18 protein-coding genes are annotated in these 18252 nt (G+C 64.3%); 10 read left to right on the top strand and 8 right to left on the bottom strand.

From position 1 onward, the window contains the following. Nucleotide 1: 1 nt before the first annotated feature. The 7 genes from sufD to WBG82_RS01180 are packed head-to-tail and all read left to right on the top strand — an operon-like array spanning nucleotide 2 to nucleotide 4752. Nucleotides 2-1333: a Fe-S cluster assembly protein SufD gene (sufD, locus tag WBG82_RS01210; RefSeq protein ID WP_424420359.1), complete on the top strand. Its 1332-nt coding sequence runs from the start codon at nucleotides 2-4 to the stop codon at nucleotides 1331-1333. After that, on the top strand, nucleotides 1330-2580 hold the full coding sequence (locus tag WBG82_RS01205) for a cysteine desulfurase (protein ID WP_424420356.1): 1251 nt from the start codon (nucleotides 1330-1332) through the stop codon (nucleotides 2578-2580). The genes sufD and WBG82_RS01205 overlap by 4 nt, the downstream gene beginning before the upstream one ends. Before the next feature lie 9 nt (nucleotides 2581-2589). Further along, a complete protein-coding gene (locus WBG82_RS01200; RefSeq protein ID WP_424420353.1) occupies nucleotides 2590-2976 on the top strand; it encodes an SUF system Fe-S cluster assembly protein in 387 nt (128 codons plus the stop codon). 53 nt (nucleotides 2977-3029) lie between these two features. Next, nucleotides 3030-3389 carry a HesB/IscA family protein gene (locus WBG82_RS01195; RefSeq protein WP_424420350.1) on the top strand — a complete coding sequence of 120 codons (360 nt, stop codon included), beginning with the start codon at nucleotides 3030-3032 and terminating at the stop codon, nucleotides 3387-3389. 19 nt (nucleotides 3390-3408) lie between these two features. Next, the gene (locus WBG82_RS01190; RefSeq protein ID WP_424420347.1) at nucleotides 3409-3825 is read left to right on the top strand and encodes a TfoX/Sxy family protein; all 417 of its coding nucleotides are present in this window, start codon (nucleotides 3409-3411) and stop codon (nucleotides 3823-3825) included. 54 nt (nucleotides 3826-3879) lie between these two features. Beyond that, nucleotides 3880-4218: a hypothetical protein gene (locus tag WBG82_RS01185; RefSeq protein WP_424420344.1), complete on the top strand. Its 339-nt coding sequence runs from the start codon at nucleotides 3880-3882 to the stop codon at nucleotides 4216-4218. A gap of 33 nt (nucleotides 4219-4251) precedes the next feature. After that, on the top strand, nucleotides 4252-4752 hold the full coding sequence (locus WBG82_RS01180; protein ID WP_424420342.1) for a DUF411 domain-containing protein: 501 nt from the start codon (nucleotides 4252-4254) through the stop codon (nucleotides 4750-4752). Nucleotides 4753-4829: 77 nt separating this feature from the next. On the opposite strand, the gene WBG82_RS01175 is transcribed toward WBG82_RS01180, so the two are convergent. The 4 genes from WBG82_RS01175 to WBG82_RS01160 form a co-directional block, all read right to left on the bottom strand. Next, the gene (locus WBG82_RS01175; protein ID WP_424420339.1) at nucleotides 4830-5228 is read right to left on the bottom strand and encodes a nuclear transport factor 2 family protein; all 399 of its coding nucleotides are present in this window, start codon (nucleotides 5226-5228) and stop codon (nucleotides 4830-4832) included. 2 nt (nucleotides 5229-5230) lie between these two features. Then, on the bottom strand, nucleotides 5231-6022 hold the full coding sequence (locus tag WBG82_RS01170) for an enoyl-CoA hydratase/isomerase (RefSeq protein ID WP_424420336.1): 792 nt from the start codon (nucleotides 6020-6022) through the stop codon (nucleotides 5231-5233). A gap of 20 nt (nucleotides 6023-6042) precedes the next feature. Continuing rightward, nucleotides 6043-6843, bottom strand: a complete 801-nt coding sequence (locus WBG82_RS01165) for an enoyl-CoA hydratase-related protein (RefSeq protein WP_424420334.1) — start codon at nucleotides 6841-6843, stop codon at nucleotides 6043-6045. Nucleotides 6844-7016: 173 nt separating this feature from the next. Next, nucleotides 7017-8072 carry a GGDEF domain-containing protein gene (locus WBG82_RS01160; protein ID WP_424420331.1) on the bottom strand — a complete coding sequence of 352 codons (1056 nt, stop codon included), beginning with the start codon at nucleotides 8070-8072 and terminating at the stop codon, nucleotides 7017-7019. Nucleotides 8073-8321: 249 nt separating this feature from the next. On the opposite strand from WBG82_RS01160, the gene WBG82_RS01155 reads away from it, so the two are divergent. Then, a complete protein-coding gene (locus WBG82_RS01155) occupies nucleotides 8322-9785 on the top strand; it encodes a coniferyl aldehyde dehydrogenase (RefSeq protein WP_424420328.1) in 1464 nt (487 codons plus the stop codon). Between the two features lie 61 nt (nucleotides 9786-9846). Beyond that, on the top strand, nucleotides 9847-11058 hold the full coding sequence (locus WBG82_RS01150) for a M20 metallopeptidase family protein (protein WP_424420326.1): 1212 nt from the start codon (nucleotides 9847-9849) through the stop codon (nucleotides 11056-11058). A gap of 62 nt (nucleotides 11059-11120) precedes the next feature. Here the strand turns inward: WBG82_RS01150 and WBG82_RS01145 are convergent, their stop codons facing one another. The 4 genes from WBG82_RS01145 to WBG82_RS01130 form a co-directional block, all read right to left on the bottom strand. Next, nucleotides 11121-12647 carry a DEAD/DEAH box helicase gene (locus tag WBG82_RS01145; protein ID WP_424420324.1) on the bottom strand — a complete coding sequence of 509 codons (1527 nt, stop codon included), beginning with the start codon at nucleotides 12645-12647 and terminating at the stop codon, nucleotides 11121-11123. A gap of 194 nt (nucleotides 12648-12841) precedes the next feature. Beyond that, nucleotides 12842-13390, bottom strand: a complete 549-nt coding sequence (locus WBG82_RS01140; protein ID WP_424420321.1) for a hypothetical protein — start codon at nucleotides 13388-13390, stop codon at nucleotides 12842-12844. A 98-nt stretch (nucleotides 13391-13488) separates the two neighbouring features. Beyond that, nucleotides 13489-15525 (bottom strand): DNA topoisomerase IV subunit B, encoded by a 2037-nt coding sequence (gene parE / locus WBG82_RS01135; RefSeq protein WP_424420319.1) that lies wholly within the window; start codon nucleotides 15523-15525, stop codon nucleotides 13489-13491. Between the two features lie 93 nt (nucleotides 15526-15618). After that, complete coding sequence (locus tag WBG82_RS01130; protein ID WP_424420317.1) at nucleotides 15619-16728, bottom strand: methyltransferase; 1110 nt, start codon at nucleotides 16726-16728, stop codon at nucleotides 15619-15621. A 192-nt stretch (nucleotides 16729-16920) separates the two neighbouring features. On the opposite strand from WBG82_RS01130, the gene WBG82_RS01125 reads away from it, so the two are divergent. Continuing rightward, nucleotides 16921-18243, top strand: coding sequence for an NADH:flavin oxidoreductase/NADH oxidase family protein (locus WBG82_RS01125; RefSeq protein ID WP_424420314.1), 1323 nt, complete (start codon nucleotides 16921-16923; stop codon nucleotides 18241-18243). Nucleotides 18244-18252 lie beyond the last annotated feature (9 nt).

Below are 18252 nucleotides of genomic sequence, written 5' to 3'. Positions count from 1 at the left end.
AATGACAGGCGAAGCCGAACAGCTTTTCATCGACGCCTATGAGCGGCAGCGCGCGGCGCTTCCCGGCGCGGGCATCGGGTGGCTTTCCAGGCGCCGCGATGAGGCGCTGCGCGTCTTCAGGACGGCGGGGCTTCCGCATCGCCGCCTCGAGGATTGGCGCTACACGGATCTGCGTCAGGCGCTGGGCAGGGCGTCCCTTGCGCCTGCGCCCGAGCATCGGGGCGCGGTGCTGCTCCCGGGCGCGGAGGCGCGGCCTTCCGCTGCCGCCTTCAACGCCATCGAGCGGCATGTTCTCGTATTCGTGAACGGCCGGCTGCGGGCCGATCTGTCGGATGCGGCGCTGCCTTCGGGCGTCGATGTGCTGCCGCTGGCGGATGCGCTCGACAAATCCTGGGTGCGGCTGCTTGTCGAGACGAGCGCGGCCACGACCGGCGCCACCAATGTCATCGCGCTCAATACGGCGCTGATGCAGGGCGGCGTGGCGATCCATGTTCACAAGGGCGTCAGGCTCGAAAAGCCGCTGCATCTCCTCTTCCTCGCGGCCGATGACGGCGCGTATCACGCGCGCAATTTCATCCGGCTCGACGAAGGGGCGTCGGCGTCGATCCTCGAGTCCCATATCGGGGCCGGCGCGTCGCGCTACTTCGCCGACCTGGTGACGGATGTTTCGCTAGCCGATGGCGCGAGCCTCGATCATGTGAAGGTGCAGGACGAAGCGCCGGACGCGATCCACCTCGCGACGCTTTCGGCGCATCTCGACGCGCGGTCGAAGCTTTCGACATTCTCGATGACGATTGGCGGCGGCGTCTCGCGCTCGCAATCGTTCATTCGTTTCGAGGGCGAGGAGGCGGAAGCCGAGGTCAATGGCGCGACGGCGCTGCGCGGCTCGCAGCATGGCGATCACTTCGTGCTCGTCGATCACGCCATTCCCCATTGCACCAGCGGCACGCTGTTCAAGACCGTTCTCGACGGGACCTCGACCGGCGTGTTTCAGGGCCGGGTCGTCGTGCGCGAAGACGCGCAGAAGTCCGACGGGCGGCAGATGACGAACGCGCTTCTGCTCTCCCGCGACGCGGCGATGAATGCGAAACCCGAGCTCGAGATTTATGCCGATGACGTCCAGTGCGCCCATGGCTCGACCATTGGCGAGCTGAACGCCGCGGCGATCTTCTATCTGCGTTCGCGCGGCATAGACGAGGCAACGGCGCGCCAGCTTCTCATCTCGGCATTTCTCGACGAAGCCTTCGAGAGCGTGCCACATGAAGCCGCGCGGGAAGCCTTGCGTGCGCTTGCCGCGGGTTGGTTCCAGCCGGGAAGCGAGGTTGCGTCATGACGGGTCAACCATTGAAGCGCGTCGAAGAGGGCTATGACGTCGCGGCCATCCGGGCGGATTTTCCGATCCTGAGCCGCGAAGTCTATGGCAAGCCGCTCGTCTATCTCGACAACGGAGCCTCGGCACAGAAGCCGAAGGTCGTGATCGACACGATGCGCGAGGTCATGGAGCACGAATTCGCCAATGTGCATCGCGGGCTCCACTATCTCTCCAACGCGGCGACGCAGCGCTTCGAGGATGCGCGCGAGAAGACGCGCGCCTTCGTCAACGCCGCCTCGACGGACGAGATCATCTTCACGTCGGGCTCGACCGATGCGCTCAATCTCGTCGCATCGAGCTTTGCGGCGCCGATGATCGGTCCGGGCGATGAGATCGTGCTTTCCGTCATGGAGCATCACTCGAACATCGTCCCCTGGCATTTCCTGCGCGAGCGGCAGGGCGCGGTTCTCAAATGGGTGCCCGTGACGGATGAGGGCGACCTCGACATGGAGGCATTCGAGAAGCTGCTCGGGCCGAAGGTCAAGATCGTCGCGATCACTCATATGTCGAACGTGCTCGGCACGGTCACGCCGATGAAGGAGATCGTGCGCCTTGCCCATGCGCGCGGGATTCCGGTCGTGGTCGATGGCTCGCAAAGTGCGGTGCATCTCGAGATCGACGTGCGCGATCTCGATGTCGATTTCTATGCGGTGACGGGGCACAAGATTTACGGGCCCACGGGCATCGGCTTTCTCTACGGCAAGAAGGAATTGCTGGAGAAGATGCGACCCTATCGCGGTGGCGGCGAGATGATCCGCGAAGTGAGCCTCGATGCCGTGTCCTATGCCGCGCCGCCTCATCGCTTCGAGGCGGGAACGCCGGCGATCGTCGAGGCGATCGGCCTCGGCGCCGCGCTCGATTATGTGCATGGGGTCGGCCGCGCGCGCATCGCGGCGCATGAGGCGAGCCTGCTCGCCTATGCGAATGAGCGGCTTTCGGAGATCGAGGATCTGCGGATCATCGGCACCTCGCGGAGCAAGGGCGGCATCATTTCCTTCACGCTCGGTTCCGCGCATGCCCATGACATCGCAACCGTGATCGACCGCGCGGGCGTTGCGGTTCGTGCCGGGCATCATTGCGCCCAGCCGCTCATGGAGCGTTTCGGCGTGACGGCGACGGCGCGGGCCTCCTTCGCCATGTATACGACGCATGAGGAAATCGACCGGCTGGTCGCGGCCCTCATCGACGCGAAGAAATTCTTCGCCTGAGGAACGGATATGTCAGAAGACGTGAACATGGCGGTCGGCGAAAATCCACCTGACGCGGCGGCGGGTTCATCCGCGCTTCCGCCCGAGGAGCTGGAGCGGCTGACCGACGACATCATCGACGCGCTCAAGACGGTTTACGACCCCGAAATCCCGGTCGACATCTATGAGCTTGGCCTCATCTACAAGGTCGATATTTCGGACGATCGCGACATCACCATCGACATGACGCTGACGGCGCCGGGCTGTCCGGTCGCAGGCACGATGCCGGAAATGGTGGCCGATGCCGTGCGTTCGGTCGATGGCGTGGGCGATGTGAAGGTCAACATGGTCTTCGATCCGCCCTGGGACACGAGCCGAATGTCCGAAGAGGCGCGCGTCGCGCTCAATATGTATTAGCCCGCTTGAACGGCCTGACCTGGATAGCCACCTGAAGCCTGAGGATGAATGACATGGCAAGAGAACGCCCAAAGGCAATCAGACTGACCGACAGGGCCTCGGAGCATCTGCGCGCCATCATGGCGCGATCCGAGGGGAAAGTTGTCGGCCTGCGCGTCGGCGTGAAGAATGGCGGCTGCGCCGGCATGGAATACACCATGGAATATGCCGAGGAAGTGAAGCCGCTCGACGAAGTGATCGAGGACAAGGGGGTGAAGATCCTGATCGACCCCAAGGCAATCCTCTTTCTCATCGGCACGGAGATGGACTACGTGACTGAGAAATTCTCCTCCGGCTTCAAGTTCAACAATCCGAACGTGACGGATGCCTGCGGCTGCGGGGAGAGCGTCACCATCGAGCCCGCCGGCGCCTGACCCGCGGGGCAAGAGACGCATGGCCGTCAGCGCCGAATACAAGGAATTCGTCGCCGAACAGCTTGAAGGGCTCGGCCCCGTGCGCATGCGCGGCATGTTCGGCGGCGCGGGCGTCTATCTCGACGATCTGATGTTCGGCCTCATCTTCGAGGAAACGCTCTACTTCAAGGTCGACGACACCAATCGCGCCGATTTCGAAGGAGAGGGGATGGAGCCCTTCACCTACGAAATGCGCAATGGAAAGACCGGGGCGCTCCACTATTACGAAGTGCCCGAGCGCCTCTATGACGAGCCGGATGAGCTTGTGCAATGGGCGCGGAAGTCTCTCGCCGTCATGCGGACCGCAAGGTCGGCAAAGCTTGCGAAGGCGGCGCGGTCCGCAACCCGGAAAAAGCCTGCGGCGAAGCGGACGCGAAAGAGTGCGCCGAGGGAATAGGGCGGACATATTGCGCCATTGTGTTTGGCTGCCGGGCTGGTCAAACTCGCGCGCATGACGTCGAAATTCGCATCCTGGGGCGCCATTCTTTCGCTTCTCGCCGCCGTCCTTTTCGGCGTGGGGATGCATGCCGTGCCGTTCTCCGACGGACACTCCAAAATGCTTTCGGAAATGGCCCCCGCCGGTGCCGCGTGCGACGGATGCTCCCGGCATGAGGGAACCGTTCCGGCTTCCTCCTCCTGCCAGATTTCCTGCGGCGTGCCGGCCGTGATCCCGATGGCGGCGATCGCGCTCGATCTTGCCGGTACGGACGAATTCGAGGTGGCGCCGCCCGCGGCGATGCGGCCCTGGACGCACGCGCCGGAACTGTCGCCGCCCCGGCTTTCAGCCTGATCGGATCGTTCGTTACACCATCAGGAGAAAGTCATGTTTCAGAAAATGAAGTTCGCGCGGCCTCGCGTCGCGCGCCGTCTGGCCGTCGCTGTCCTGCTGTCGGCGGTTGCGGCCATGGCGATGCCCGTCGCCGCTCTTGCGGCGAAATCCGCGCCGCGCATGGCGACGCTTTACAAGTCGCCCGATTGCACATGCTGCGACGGATATGCCGACCATCTCCGGCAGAGCGGCTTCGATGTGAAGATCGTCGTCGACGAAAATCTTGTTGCCAGGGCAATGGCGCTCGGCGTCACCGAGGAACTTCTCGGCTGCCACACCACTCTCATCGACGGTTATTTAGTCGAGGGGCATGTGCCGATTGAATATGTCCACCGGCTCTTGCATGAGCGCCCGAAGATCGCGGGCATCTCGGTCCCGGGGATGCCGGTGGGCGTTCCCGGCATGCCGGGCGAGCGGCAGGGACCGCTCAGGATTTTCGAGATCGCGGCTCCCGGCGCGGTCGCGGGCGGGCCCCGGATCTACGCCATAGATTGACGAAAAAAGGGCGTCCCCCGCCGGGGACGCCCTTGTCTTCTTGTCATCCTGGAGCGGCGCGGCCGCGTCGAGGAAGCTCAAGCCTTCATCATGCCTGCGAGGCGCTCGGCCATGAGCGAGTGCAAGAGATTGATCGCCTTCAGCGGCCGCACCATCACCTTGAAGCGGTTGATCTTGCCTTCCTCGTTCCAGCCGATCATGTCGATGCCGTTGATGACGATGCCGTCGATCTCCGTCTCGAATTCCAGCACGGCGGAATCCGCGCCGAACCATTCGCCAACATAGCAAAAGCGGTCGTCATTGCTCAGGACATGCATCGCCGCCGTCAGATAGGCGGTGGTGATCGCTTTTCCCCGTTGCGGCGTGTGCACGACGGGCGATTGAAACACCACATCGTCGGCGAGAATGGCGTCGAGACCTTTCGGGTCTTTCGACTTCACCACCCTGTGCCAGTTTTCAATCGCCGCCGGCTGCATCGTCACTCTCCCTTGAATTGCGCGGGGCGCTTTTCGAGGAAAGCGCGCACGCCTTCCTTGAAGTCGCGGGAGTCGCCGGCCGTGCGCTGGTTCTGGCGCTCCAGATTGAGCTGCTCCTCATAGGTGTTGTCGGTGCTCTCCCAATAGAGCTGACGGATGAGGCCTAGCGCCACGGTCGGGCCATTGGCGAGATCATGCGCGAGCTTCTTCGTTTCCTCGGCGAGCTTCGCATCGTCGAAGACGCGGTTGACGAGGCCCCATTCGAGCGCCGTCTCGGCGGGCAGCTTTTCACCGAGCAGCGAAAGCTCCATCGCGCGTGCCTTGCCGACGAGGCGCGGCAGGATCCATGTCGAGCCGCCATCGGGCACGAGGCCGATGCGCCTGAACGCCTGGAGGAAATAGGCCGAACGCGCGCAAAGCACGAGATCGCCCATGAGCGCGAAGCTCATGCCCACGCCCGCGGCGGGTCCGTTGACGGAGGTGATGAAGGGCATCTTCAGATTGCGCAGGCGCCGCAGGAAGGGGTGATAGGCCGTCTCCAGCGCCGAGCCCGCATCCGTCCGCCCGGCATTGTTGTCGCCGCGCCCCTGCAGATTGGCGCCGGTGCAGAAGCCGCGCCCTTCGCCCGTCATGACGAGGCAGCGCAGACCGTTCTTCGCGTCTTCCACCTCATCCATCGCCTTCATGAGCCCGCCGAGCATTTCCGGCGAAACGGCGTTCATGACTTCCGGATGGTTCAGCGTCAGCGTGCCGACCGGCCCGTCGATCTCGAGTCTTACGCGCTCGAATTCCATGATTGTCTCCCTAAACCTGTTCAGCCCTTGAATTTGGGTTCGCGCTTCTGAAGGAAGGCGGTCACGCCTTCGATGAAATTCGGATGGTCGCCGAGCTGGCCCTGAATCTCGCGTTCATAGTCGAGCTGCTCCGCAAATGTATGGCGCTCGGAAATGTCGAGCGCCTTCTTGATCTCGGCAAAGGCGTTGGTCGGGCCCTTGGCGAGTTTCTGGGCGAGCGACATGGCTTCGCCCATCAGTGCGTCGTCATCGACGCATTTCCAGATCATGCCCCATTCGGCGGCGGTTTCAGCGGCGAGCCTGTCGCCGGTGAGCGCAAGGCCGAGCGCGCGTGCGCGGCCGACGAGGCGCGGCAGCGTCCATGTCGTGCCGAGATCGGGGATGAGGCCGAGCCGCGGTCCGAAGACCTGAATGAAGGTCGCCGACCGCGCGGCGATGACGATGTCCGCCGCGAGCGCAAGCCCCACGCCGCCGCCGGCCGTCATGCCGTTGACCGCCGCGATGACGGGCTTTCCGAGATCCATCAGCTCACGCATCATCGGGTTGAAGGCGACTTCCATGCCATGCGCGACGCCCTGGCCGGCGCTCATGCCTTCCTGCCGCGAGCCCTGTGCGGCGAGGTCGGCGCCCGCGCAGAAGCCGCGTCCCGCGCCCGTCATCACGAGCACGCGCAGATCGGCGTTTGCCTTCACCTCGGCGAGCGCCGCGCGCACCTCGGCGATCAGCTCCATGTTGATGCTGTTGAGCACTTCCGGCCGGTTGAGGGTGAGCAGGGCGATGCCGTCGTTCGCCTCGAGCGTGATGGTGTTGCGGGTGGTCATTCTGGCCTCTCGTCGCCGCGATTTCCGATGTCGAATTGCGGGCGAGCATAGACGTGGCCGCCGCGCGACGGAAGCCGGGATGAAGCGGCGCAACGGCTATCGGGTGCGCGAAAAATGCGGACGAGGATTCCGTTGCGTCAATTTCATGGAGGCAGGGCGCGGGCTTGCGGGTCTCAGCTCGCCTTGGCCCTGATCTGGAGGTCCTGCGTCTCGCTGACGACGCGGTTGCGGCCGCCGCGCTTGGCCGCGTAGAGGCAGGCATCTGCCCGCTCGATGAGCGTGGCCGGGCTCTCGCCGGGCCGCATCGTCGCCACGCCGAGCGACATGGTCACGCGGCCAAGCGTCTCGCCCGTCGAACGCTTGACGAGTTCGCGCGCCTGCACGACCTCGCGAATGCCATTGGCGAGTTTTTCCGTTTCGCTCGTCGTGGCGCCGGGCACGATGATCGCGAATTCCTCGCCGCCATAGCGGGCCACCGTGTCGCGCTCTCTGGCGCCGGACTTGAGGCAGCTTGCGACGAGGCGCAGCACCTGGTCGCCCGTCCTGTGGCCCCATGTGTCGTTGAACTGCTTGAAGTGGTCGATATCGCCGATGACGAGGCAGAGCGGCGTCTGCTCCCTGGTCGCCTGCGCGATTTCCTGCGCGAGCGCTTCGTCGAATGCCTTGCGGTTGGCGAGGCCCGTCAGGCCGTCGGTCCGTGCTTCGTTGCGCGCCTTGGTCAGGTTCGTCCTGAGCGTCTTCAGCTCGCCCTTGGTTTCGTTCAGCCGCGCTTCGAGTTCCCGGCTGCGGTTTTCCATCTTGCGCGTGGCGGTGACGATGGCCTCGACCACGCGGCGGACATCCTTGGGCGTCGATTTGGCGGTCAGCTCGGCGCTGGCCTGCCGCATGGAGGTGCCAAGCTCGTTGGAGCCATCGGCGGTCGCCTCGACCAGCTTCATGATCTTGTCGACTTCGACATTCAGCCTTTCGCCGGCGTCGAGGGCGGCCTCGGCGAGGGACTCGTGGCTGGCGAAGCGCTGGTGGAGTTCGGCCGAGGTCTTCTCGTTGATCGGTTGGCCTTCCTTCAGCCGCTTGTCGATCTCGTCATTCAGCTCGCTATTATGGCCGGAGACGTAGCGGAACCAGATATCGTAGTTTTCCGGCAGGGGCACGACGCCATGTCGGGCCATGAGGCCGAGAGCCCTCGTGCTCCATTCGGTGGCGACGGCGATGTCGTCTGTATAAGTCAAATCCCTATCCTCACCTTGTCGCCATCCCCGAGCCGCCCGGGGGTGGCTGGTCTCTACAGCTCCGAAGCTAGGCGATCTTTGTTACGTGCCGGTAAACCGGGGACTGAAATGGCACATCCGGCACGGTTGACGTTGCGTCATATTGAGAGTGAAGATTGTCAAAACGCAGGTCTACCGGGACCCGCTTGTCATGTATATTTCCCTTAATGAGAGCTGCACCGGGAAGGCGCGCAACAGGAGGAAAAGAACATGAGTCTGGCCGAGTCCAAGGCTAACGAGGCGGATGCGAGCGCAATCTCGGCCTCGATCCGTAACATTCTGGATCGTCAGAAGGCAGCCCATATAAAGGACGGCCCTCCCTCCGCCGAAAAGCGCATCGACTGGATCGACCGCGCGATCGCGCTTCTCGTGGACAACCAGAAGGAGATCGCGGAGGCGCTGGCTTCCGATTTCGGGCACCGCAGCCACGATCAGTCCCTGCTGACCGACGTGATGGGCTCGCTCGGGCCGCTGAAGCACGCCAAGAAGCATCTGCGCCAGTGGATGAAGCCCGAAAAGCGCAAGGTCCAGTTCCCGCTCGGTCTTCTCGGCGCCAAGGCGCGCGTCGAGTACCAGCCGCTGGGCGTGGTGGGCATCATCAGCCCGTGGAACTTTCCGATCAATCTGACGTGGACGCCGCTCGCGGGCGTTTTCGCGGCGGGCAACCGCGCGATGATCAAGCCGTCGGAGTTCACGCCGGCGACGTCGGAACTCATGGCGCGCATGATCCGCTCGGCCTATGACGAAACGGAAGTCGCCGTCATCACCGGCGGACCGGCGGTCGGCCAGGCGTTCAGCAGCCAGCCCTTCGACCATCTTCTGTTCACGGGCGCGACCTCGATCGCGCATCACGTCATGCGCGCGGCGGCCGAAAATCTCGTGCCGCTGACGCTCGAGCTTGGCGGCAAGTCTCCGGTCATCGTGTCGAAGTCGGCGAAGATGGAAGACGCGGCGGCCAAGATCATGACCGGCAAGACGCTCAATGCCGGCCAGATCTGCCTCGCGCCGGACTATGTCTTCGTGCCCGAGAGCCGCGTCGATGAATTCGTGTCCGAGGCCACGAAGTCGATCAGGAAGATGTATCCGACCATCAAGGACAATCCGGATTACACCTCGATCATCAACCAGCGCCATTACGAGCGCATCAACGGCTATGTCGAGGATGCCAAGGCGAAGGGCGCGAAGGTTGTCGAGATCAATCCGGCGAACGAGGACTTCAGCCAGCAGCAGGCCCACAAGATTCCGCCAACGATCATCCTGAACCCGACCGACGACATGAAGGTCATGCAGGACGAGATCTTCGGCCCGGTCCTGCCTGTGAAGTCCTATCGCGACGTGACGGAAGTGCTTGGCTACGTCAACGATCATCCGCGCCCCCTCGGCCTCTACTATTTCGGCGAGGACGAGCAGGAGGAGCGGCAGGTGCTCGACCGCACGACCTCGGGCGGCGTGACGATCAACGACGTCATCATGCATGTCTCGATGGAAGATCTGCCCTTCGGCGGCGTCGGCCCGAGCGGCATGGGCGCCTATCATGGCGTCGACGGTTTCAAGACCTTCAGCCATGCGAAGGCGATCTACACGCAGGCCAAGGCCAAGATGGTGGTGGAGATGTTCCGTCCGCCCTATGGCCTCAAGACGCGCAAGCTTCTGGCCTCGCAGATCAAGAAGTAAATCATTGGAAATGATGCAGGCGGCGCCCCGGTGGCGCCGCCTTCGCATTTGAAGGGGGATCATGCCCGACATTCGTCGTTTTCTCGGCGAGGCCGAGGCCATGCTTCCTGAGGCAATCGCCCTGCGCCGCCGCATCCATGCGAAGCCGGAACTCGGCCTCGACCTGCCGTTGACGACGGAAGCGGTGCGTGAAAGGCTCGACGGCCTCGACGTCCAGATCGCGCGCGGGCCCTCGACCTCGGGTCTCGTCGTCTCGCTCACGGGCACGAAGCCGGGCTCGCAAAGCGGCCGCACCATTCTCCTGCGCGGCGACATGGATGCGCTTCCCATGCGGGAGGAAACCGGGCTCGATTTCGCCAGCGAGTTCGAGGGCCGCATGCATGCCTGCGGGCATGATGCGCACACCGCCATGCTCGTTCAGGCCGTGCATCTTCTCCACCGCCATCGCGACGAGCTGCCCGGCACCGTCAAATTCATGTTCCAGCCGGGAGAGGAGGGCTATGCGGGCGCCCGCCACATGATCGAGGATGGCCTTCTCGATGCCGATCCCCGGCCCGACGCCGCCTTCGCGCTTCATGTGACGCCGAATTTCCGCTCCGGCGCTGTCATCTGCCGACCGGGGCCGATGCTCGCCTCGTCCGATGTCTGGACGATCGAGATCAAGGGCAAGGGCGGTCACGCTTCCATGCCCCATATGGCGGTCGATCCGATCCCGGTGGCCTTCGAGATCGGCCTTGCGCTTCAGTCCATGGTCACGCGGCGCATCGATCCCTTCGACCCCGTCGTCCTCACCTGCGGCAAGGTCACATCGGGCACCACGAACAATGTGATCCCCGAAAACGCCACCATGCTCGGCACGCTGCGCGCCTGTTCGGAGCGTTCGCGCGACATGGCGCATAAGGGGATCGAGCGTGTGGCGACGAACATCGCCGCCGCGCATCTCTGCGAGGCGAGCGTTCGCATCGACCGCATCTATCCGGTGACGATCAACGATGCCGACTTCGTCAGCTTCGCGCGCGGCGTGGCCAGCGATGTGCTGGGGGTGGAGAACTATATTTCGGCGCCCGCGCCGGTTATGGGCGCGGAGGATTTCTCCTATGTGCTCCAGCGCATGCCCGGCTGCATGATGTTTCTCGGCGCCATGCCCGAGGGGCATCACAGCCATGTGGCGCCCTGCCACTCGAACCACATGGTGCTCAACGAGGACTGCATGGCGGCCGGCATCGCGCTTCACGCGGCGGTCGCGCATCGCTTTCTCAATCAGGGCGTCTGACGCGCAAAGAAAAGGGCGGCCGAAGGGCCGCCCGATTCAAATCCTCGCGGAAAGAGAGATCGTCACGCTCCCTGAGCTTCGGCGACCTCTTCTTCCTCGATGTCCTTGGTGGTCTTTTTCGGCAGCTTCACCGCGCGCAGCATGAAGGCCGGAACGTGATCGCCAAGCCCGATGACCTTCGATCCCTCATCCTCGTCATGACGTCCACGTCCCCGTCCGCCATGGCGCTCGCGCTGCGGCCGTTCGCGCCGCTCCTGCTCGCCGCGCGCGGGTTCCGCAGGCCGGGCCTGGTGGATCGTCTCCGAGACGAGTTCGGCAACCGGATCGGCGGGGGGCAGGGCCTCGGAATCGAGAATGGGCTCGGCCTTGACCGGCTGGGGTGCCCGCTCGCGCCCGCGGCCGCGCCTGGGCTTGCGCTCGCCTCCCTCGGCTGCTTCAGCCGCGCCTTCTGCGGGCGCCGCTGCTTCATGGCCGGGAGCGGTGTCATGCACCGGAATTTCGGTGCCGATCAGCTTTTCGATCTGGGTGAGATACTTGCTGTCCTCGCGCGTCACTAGCGTATAGGCGATGCCGGACTTTCCCGCGCGGCCGGTCCGACCGATGCGGTGGACATAGTCTTCGGCATGTGTCGGCACGTCGAAATTGAAGACGTGGCTCACATCGGGGATGTCGAGGCCGCGCGCGGCGACGTCGCTCGCGACGAGAAGGCGGATATTGCCGGAGCGGAAGCCGTCCAGCGTCTTCATGCGCGTCGACTGGTCGAGATCGCCGTGAAGCGCGCCGGCGGAAAAGCCGTGCCGCTCGAGCGAGCGCTGCACGACGGAGACGTCGCGCTTGCGGTTGCAGAAGATGATGGCGTTCTTGCAGTTCTCCGCCCGGATGAGGCGGCGGAGCGTGTCGCGCTTGTCCTCTCGCGCGGTCTTGACCACGGCCTGCGTAATGTTGGCGCTGGCGGAAGCGGGGCGGGCGACTTCGATGCGTTCGGGATTTTGAAGGAAGGTATCGGTGAGCCGCTGGATTTCGGGCGGCATGGTCGCGGAGAAGAAGAGCGTCTGCCGCGTGAAGGGGATCTTCTTGCAGATTTCTTCGATGTCGGGAATGAAGCCCATATCGAGCATCCGGTCGGCCTCGTCGATCACGAGGATCTGCACGCCGGTGAGCAGCACCTTGCCGCGTCCGCAATGATCGAGCAGGCGGCCCGGCGTGGCGATGAGAACGTCGACGCCACGGTCGAGCTTCTTTTCCTGGTCGCCGAAGGAGACGCCGCCGATGAGCAGCGCCATCGAGAGCTTGCTGTACTTGCCGTAGGTTTCGAAATTCTCCGCGACCTGCGCCGCAAGCTCGCGTGTCGGCTCCAGAATGAGCGAGCGCGGCATTCGCGCCCTGGCGCGTCCGCGTGCCAGCCGGTCGATCATCGGCAGCGTGAAGGACGCCGTCTTGCCGGTGCCGGTCTGCGCGATGCCGAGCACGTCGCGCCCGTCAAGCACATGCGGGATGGCCCTCGCCTGAATGGGAGTGGGTTCAGTGTAGCCGGTTTCGGCTACTGCCTTCAGCACATCGGCCCCAAGGCCGAGTTCGTCAAATTTCATATAATGAGGCCCGTTTTACACCATTTACCGGCTGCCCGATGGTGGCCCACTCGCAGGGCCCGTGGACGCTTCTGTCTAGGGGGCAGCCATTTTGCGCGTCGTTCCGCGGCCGCGCTGTCCGCAATTCCGCGCAAAACATAGGGAATATGGAGGCGTTGTCAATTCTCGCCTTGGGCGCCTATGCCAATGAGACGCTAAATCCCGCCGCCAAAGGGCGATATAGTGAGCCCCTGTGGCGGAAACATCGCAGCGAGGAGCGACTGCATGGCCGCGCGATAATTCTCGTCGCCCTGTCCCTGAACGCTGTCGGCGGAAAGCGCGCCGCGCGCAACCATCCTGTCGCTCATGCAATAAATCGCGATGACGCGAAACGGTGCGCCCGGCGCGGCTTCGGCGCCGCCAAGGGCGGCCGCATCCGTGCAGGCGGTTTCGCTCGGCGCGCTCGCTCCGTTGAAGATAAGCACGAGCCGCGTTCCCTTGCCCGGAGCCGCATTGGCGGGGAGGGGGCTCAGCGGCGCGCCGCCCGCCCATGCCGGTCCATGCAGTCCGGCGACGATGGCGGCCGCATCCATGCCGGGAGCGGGGGCGCCGCGCAGCTCCACGTTGAAGCCGCCCGCCGAGATGACGGAAGGCTTGTAGAGCGAGGTCTGATCGACATAGGAGACGACCGGAAACGCGAAGGCCGCACTCCCGAAAAATCCAGTCATGGCAAGAGCCAAGGCGAATTTGTGGACACCGCGCATGATGTGCCTCCATCGGCCGCCCGGCCTCTTTCCCGTGCTGGCCGGGGCGTCCTCATTCTAGGCGCGATGCTTCCGCCCCGGAATCAAATATCCGCGCGTCAGATGTCGAGATCGGTGGCGAAGGCCGCGCGTTCCTGAATGAACTGGAAGCGCAACTCGGGCTTGTTGCCCATCAGCCGCTCGATGGCGCTTCTGGTCTCCTTCACCTCGGCCTCGGGAACCACCACGCGCAGCAGCGTCCGCTTATCGCGCACCATGGTTGTTTCCTTGAGTTGCGAGGGAAGCATTTCTCCCAAGCCCTTGAATCTGCTTATTTCCACCTTGGCGTTGCTCCTGAACTCTTTCTTCAGGAGCTCATCCTTGTGCGCGTCGTCGCGCGCATAGGCCGTCTTGCCACCCTGGCTGAGCTTGTAGAGCGGTGGCACGGCAAGATAGAGGTGGCCCTGCCGGATCAGGTCCGGCATCTCCTGGTAGAAGAAGGTGATGAGCAGCGAGGCGATATGGGCGCCGTCGACGTCGGCGTCCGTCATGATGATGATCTTCTCGTAGCGAAGATCGGCGTCGCGATAATGCGAGCCCGTGCGCACGCCGAGTGCCTGAATGAGATCGGAGATCTGCTGGTTCTGCTGCAGCTTCGCGCCGCTCGCGGAGGCGACGTTGAGGATCTTGCCGCGCAAGGGCAGGATCGCCTGAGTCGCGCGGTCGCGCGCCTGCTTCGCCGAGCCGCCGGCCGAATCGCCCTCGACGATGAAGAGTTCGGAATTTTCGGCGCCAGCCTGAGCGCAGTCGGCGAGCTTGCCCGGCAGTCTCAGCTTTCGCGTCGCCGTCTTGCGCGCGACGTCCTTCTCCTGCCGCCGCCTCAGCCGGTCCTCGGAGCGGTCGATCACCCAGTCGAGGAGCTTGTTCGCCTGCTGCGGCGAGGCCGTGAGCCAGTGGTCGAAATGGTCGCCGATCGCCTTCTCGACCAGCCTATGCGCCTCGGGGCTTGCGAGCTTTTCCTTCGTCTGCCCCTGAAATTCCGGCTCGCGAATGAAGACGGAGAGCAGGACGGTCGCGGTGCCGAGTACGTCTTCTGCCTGAATCTGCGCCGCCTTCCTGTTGCCGACGAGTTCGCCATAGGCCTTGAGGCCCTTGGTCAGCGCCGCGCGCAATCCCGCCTCATGCGTGCCGCCCTCGCTGGTCGGCACGGTGTTGCAGTAGGAATGGACAATGCCTTCGCCGCCGCCATGCCAGGCGATGGCCCATTCGGCCGCGCCATGCGCGCCCGCGCGCGAGACCTTGCCGGAAAAGGGATCGGCCGTCACCCAGTCCTGCTCGCCGATCTCGGCGCGCAGGAAGTCGACGAGCCCGCCCGGAAAATGCAGCACGTCCTCGGCGGGCGTCTCGTCCTTGATGAGCGCGGGGGCGCAGTGCCAGCGGATCTCGACGCCGCCGAAGAGATAGGCTTTCGCGCGCGCCATGCGGTAGAGCCGCGCTGGCTTGAAAGCGGCGCCCTTGCCGAAGATTTCGGCGTCGGGATGGAAGGTGATCCTCGTGCCGCGCCGGTTATGGATGCGGCCTTCGTCGATCACCTTCGTCTTCGGCGCGCCGCGCTCATAGATCTGGCGATAGAGGGTCTGGTCGCGCGCGACCTCGACCTCGAGCCGGTCGGAAAGCGCGTTGACCACTGAGACGCCGACGCCATGAAGGCCGCCCGATGTCTCATAGGCCTTGCCGCCGAACTTGCCGCCCGAATGGAGCGTGGTGAGGATGACCTCGAGCGCCGACTTGTTCTTGAACTTGGGATGCGGGTCGATCGGAATGCCGCGGCCATTGTCGGCGACCGTCAGGCTCCCGTCTTCATGCAGTGTGACGTCGATCCAGCCCGCATGGCCCGCCACGGCCTCGTCCATGGCGTTGTCGAGCACTTCGGCGAAAAGATGGTGCAGCGCCTTCTCGTCGGTGCCGCCGATATACATGCCCGGCCGCCGGCGCACGGGCTCGAGCCCCTCCAGAACCTCGATGTCCTTGGCCGAGTAGGTGCCGTCATCCTTCGCGGCTCTGGGCGCGGATTTTGGCGATTTCGGCGCCTTGGGCGCAGCGGCGAAGAGATCGTCGATAGGGGCGGCGGGCTTGGTCGGCTTGCGAGCGGCCATGAAAACTCGAACTTGAAGCTGGGGGAACGAATCGAGGCCGATTGTAGGGCGGGGGAGGCGGATGGGGCAAATGACCCCGGATCGGCCGGGTTTCTAGGCCGGACTCGCCTCGATCACGCTGGCAAGCCCCACCGTCGGCACGATGCGGTCGAGCCTGAAGCCCGCCTTGGCCATCAGCGCGCGATATTCCTCCTCGGTGCGTTCCCGGCCCGTCGTCGCCACCAGCATTTCGAGATCGAGGAATTTCGAGAAATGCGCGACGCCCGGCGCGGGGATGACGTGTTCGAGCAGGAGGAGTTTCCCCGAGGGCGGAATTTTGGCGCGGATGTTTTTCATGATGAGGATGGATTCCTCGTCCGACCAGTCATGGATGATGTGCTTCATCACATAGGCGTCGGCGCCGCCGGGTACGGCCTCGAAGAAGCTGCCGCCCTCGACCGTCACCCGCGCGCCGAGCCCTGAGGCGTCGAGATAGCGCCGCGCGCCCTCTGCGGTCGCTGGCAGATCGAAGAGGATGCCCTTCATGCCGGGATTGAGCATGAGGATCGAGCCGAGCACCGCGCCATAGCCGCCGCCTATGTCGGCGACCGTCTTGAAGGGCGAGAAGTCATAGGCCGCGAGAATGGGGTCGAGTTCCATCTCCGAAACATTGATCATGCCCTTGTCGAAAATGTCGCCGCGCTCCCTGTCGCCCGAGAGATATTCAAACGACTTCATGCCATGCAGATGCTCGATCGCATTGCCGCCCGTTTGGGTGCAATGTGCGAGGTCGCCCCAGTTCGCCCAGTTGATCTGGCCCTGAAAGATCGAGAAATGCCGCATGGATTGCGGATGGTCGGTCCTCAGCGTCGCGCCGAGCGGCGTCAGTCGGAAATTGCCGAGACTATCCTCGTTGAAGACGCCGACGGTCGAGAGCGCGCGCATCACGCGATAGAGCGCGTCCGGGTCGGCGCCCACTTTCTCGGCAAGCGTGCGCGCGGAGATGGCGGCGCTTTCGCTCATATGGTCGGCGACGGCGAATTTCGCCACGACCGAGATCGCCTGCGAGATCCAGAAGCCCGAAAGCATCTCGATGAGAGCCACCGGCGGCGGCACCATTTTGCGAGCGAACGTTGTGAATTTCAGTCTGGCCTTGCCGACGAGCGCGGCAATGGACGCAGGCGGAAGTTTGGGTTTCGCCGTCCTTATCCTGACGCCTTGCATGGTGCGATCCTCTGAGGTCCCGCCCGAAGCCATGCGTCAGTCTAGTACCGCCCGCCGGGCGCCCGCAATTCGCTCGCCTTGGCTATGTCCGCCCCGTCTGGCTTACGTGAAACGGCCGGCTTGCCTCCAACGGCCGATATGCCACATTCGGACATTGCTGAAATTGCGACCGAAATTGCGAAGGTGAAAGCGATGTCCGACAGTCCGTCCCCGGTGGCTAAAACCACCATTGCAACGCCCCTGACGCTCCCTTGCGACGCGGTCCTGAAAAACCGTCTGTCCAAGGCGGCGATGACCGAGGGATTGGCCGATGCGCAGAACCGCGCCACCGAGGCCCATGTGAAGCTCTATCGCCGCTGGGCGGAGGGCGGGGCGGGCATGCTCCTCACCGGCAATGTGCAGGTCGATCGCCGCTGCATGGAGCGCCCCGGCAATGTCGCGATCGACGGTCCGCAGTCGAGCGAAGCCCTCGCCGCGCTGCGCGCCTATGCGAAGGCGGGAACCGTCAACGACACGCATCTCTGGATGCAGATCAATCACGCAGGCCGCCAGACGCCCGCATCGGTGAACAGCGAGCCCCTGGCTCCGTCCGACAAGCCGCTCGACATGCCGGGCGCGCAATTCGGCAAGCCGCGCGCCATGACCGGCGCCGAGATCGAGGATGTCATCCGGCGCTTCGCCCATGTCGCCACCATCGCGCGGGAGACGGGCTTCACAGGCGTCCAGGTTCACGGCGCGCATGGCTATCTCATCTCCGAATTTCTTTCGCCCGATGTGAACACGCGCACGGACGAATGGGGCGGCAGCCTCGAAAACCGCGCACGCCTTCTCCTCGAGATCGTGCGCGCCATCCGCAAGGCGGTCGGCCCGGATTTTCCGGTTTCCGTGAAGCTCAACTCCGCCGACTTCCAGCGCGGCGGCTTCTCGCATGAGGATTCGATCAGGGTCGCCGCATGGCTCAATGCCGAGGCGATCGACCTTCTCGAAATCTCGGGCGGCACTTACGAGCAGCCGCGCCTCGTCGGTCTCGACGATATGACGCTCCATCCCGAGAAGGCCGAAAAGCGCAAGGAGAGCACCATCGCGCGCGAAGCCTATTTCCTCGAATATGCGCGCGACATCCGCGCAGCGGTGACGATGCCGCTCATGGTGACGGGCGGCTTCCGCACCATCGGCGGCATGAATGCAGCGCTCGCCTCGGGCACGATGGACGTCGTCGGCCTTGCGCGCCCGCTCTGCGTCGATCCTTCCGCGCCCGCGCGGCTTCTCTGCGGCGCCGTGCGCGAGGTGCCCGCCTATGAAAAATCGCTGCGCATCGGCCCCGGCCTTCTCGGGCCGCACAGCCGCTTCAATATCGTGAAGGCGCTCAATGGCTGGGGGCAGCAGGGCTGGTTCTGCCTGCAGATTCTGCGCATGGGGCAGGGCCTCGACCCGGATCTCAATCTCGGCGTCTTCAAGGCGTTCCGCGCCTATGCGAAGAACGAGGCGAAGACGGCGGCAGCGCTGGTGCGCTGACGCTGTTCG

This window comes from Parvibaculum sp. (assembly GCF_049671045.1).
GTDB lineage: Bacteria > Pseudomonadota > Alphaproteobacteria > Parvibaculales > Parvibaculaceae > Parvibaculum.
The sequence above is the reverse complement of the archived record's forward strand: the minus strand, read 5'-3'. Positions and strand labels throughout refer to the sequence as shown.

What these genes read in the sequence shown, in the direction of transcription:
- WBG82_RS01180 (WP_424420342.1), top strand. Translation starts at nt 4,252, where the DNA reads ATGTTTCAGAAAATGAAGTTCGCGCGGCCTCGCGTCGCGCGCCGTCTG.
- WBG82_RS01175 (WP_424420339.1), bottom strand. Translation starts at nt 5,228, where the DNA reads ATGCAGCCGGCGGCGATTGAAAACTGGCACAGGGTGGTGAAGTCGAAA.
- WBG82_RS01145 (WP_424420324.1), bottom strand. Translation starts at nt 12,647, where the DNA reads ATGAAATTTGACGAACTCGGCCTTGGGGCCGATGTGCTGAAGGCAGTA.
- WBG82_RS01205 (WP_424420356.1), top strand. Translation starts at nt 1,330, where the DNA reads ATGACGGGTCAACCATTGAAGCGCGTCGAAGAGGGCTATGACGTCGCG.
- WBG82_RS01155 (WP_424420328.1), top strand. Translation starts at nt 8,322, where the DNA reads ATGAGTCTGGCCGAGTCCAAGGCTAACGAGGCGGATGCGAGCGCAATC.
- WBG82_RS01125 (WP_424420314.1), top strand. Translation starts at nt 16,921, where the DNA reads ATGTCCGACAGTCCGTCCCCGGTGGCTAAAACCACCATTGCAACGCCC.
- sufD (WP_424420359.1), top strand. Translation starts at nt 2, where the DNA reads ATGACAGGCGAAGCCGAACAGCTTTTCATCGACGCCTATGAGCGGCAG.
- WBG82_RS01165 (WP_424420334.1), bottom strand. Translation starts at nt 6,843, where the DNA reads ATGACCACCCGCAACACCATCACGCTCGAGGCGAACGACGGCATCGCC.
- WBG82_RS01130 (WP_424420317.1), bottom strand. Translation starts at nt 16,728, where the DNA reads ATGCAAGGCGTCAGGATAAGGACGGCGAAACCCAAACTTCCGCCTGCG.
- WBG82_RS01195 (WP_424420350.1), top strand. Translation starts at nt 3,030, where the DNA reads ATGGCAAGAGAACGCCCAAAGGCAATCAGACTGACCGACAGGGCCTCG.
- WBG82_RS01200 (WP_424420353.1), top strand. Translation starts at nt 2,590, where the DNA reads ATGTCAGAAGACGTGAACATGGCGGTCGGCGAAAATCCACCTGACGCG.
- parE (WP_424420319.1), bottom strand. Translation starts at nt 15,525, where the DNA reads ATGGCCGCTCGCAAGCCGACCAAGCCCGCCGCCCCTATCGACGATCTC.
- WBG82_RS01150 (WP_424420326.1), top strand. Translation starts at nt 9,847, where the DNA reads ATGCCCGACATTCGTCGTTTTCTCGGCGAGGCCGAGGCCATGCTTCCT.
- WBG82_RS01185 (WP_424420344.1), top strand. Translation starts at nt 3,880, where the DNA reads ATGACGTCGAAATTCGCATCCTGGGGCGCCATTCTTTCGCTTCTCGCC.
- WBG82_RS01190 (WP_424420347.1), top strand. Translation starts at nt 3,409, where the DNA reads ATGGCCGTCAGCGCCGAATACAAGGAATTCGTCGCCGAACAGCTTGAA.
- WBG82_RS01170 (WP_424420336.1), bottom strand. Translation starts at nt 6,022, where the DNA reads ATGGAATTCGAGCGCGTAAGACTCGAGATCGACGGGCCGGTCGGCACG.
- WBG82_RS01140 (WP_424420321.1), bottom strand. Translation starts at nt 13,390, where the DNA reads ATGCGCGGTGTCCACAAATTCGCCTTGGCTCTTGCCATGACTGGATTT.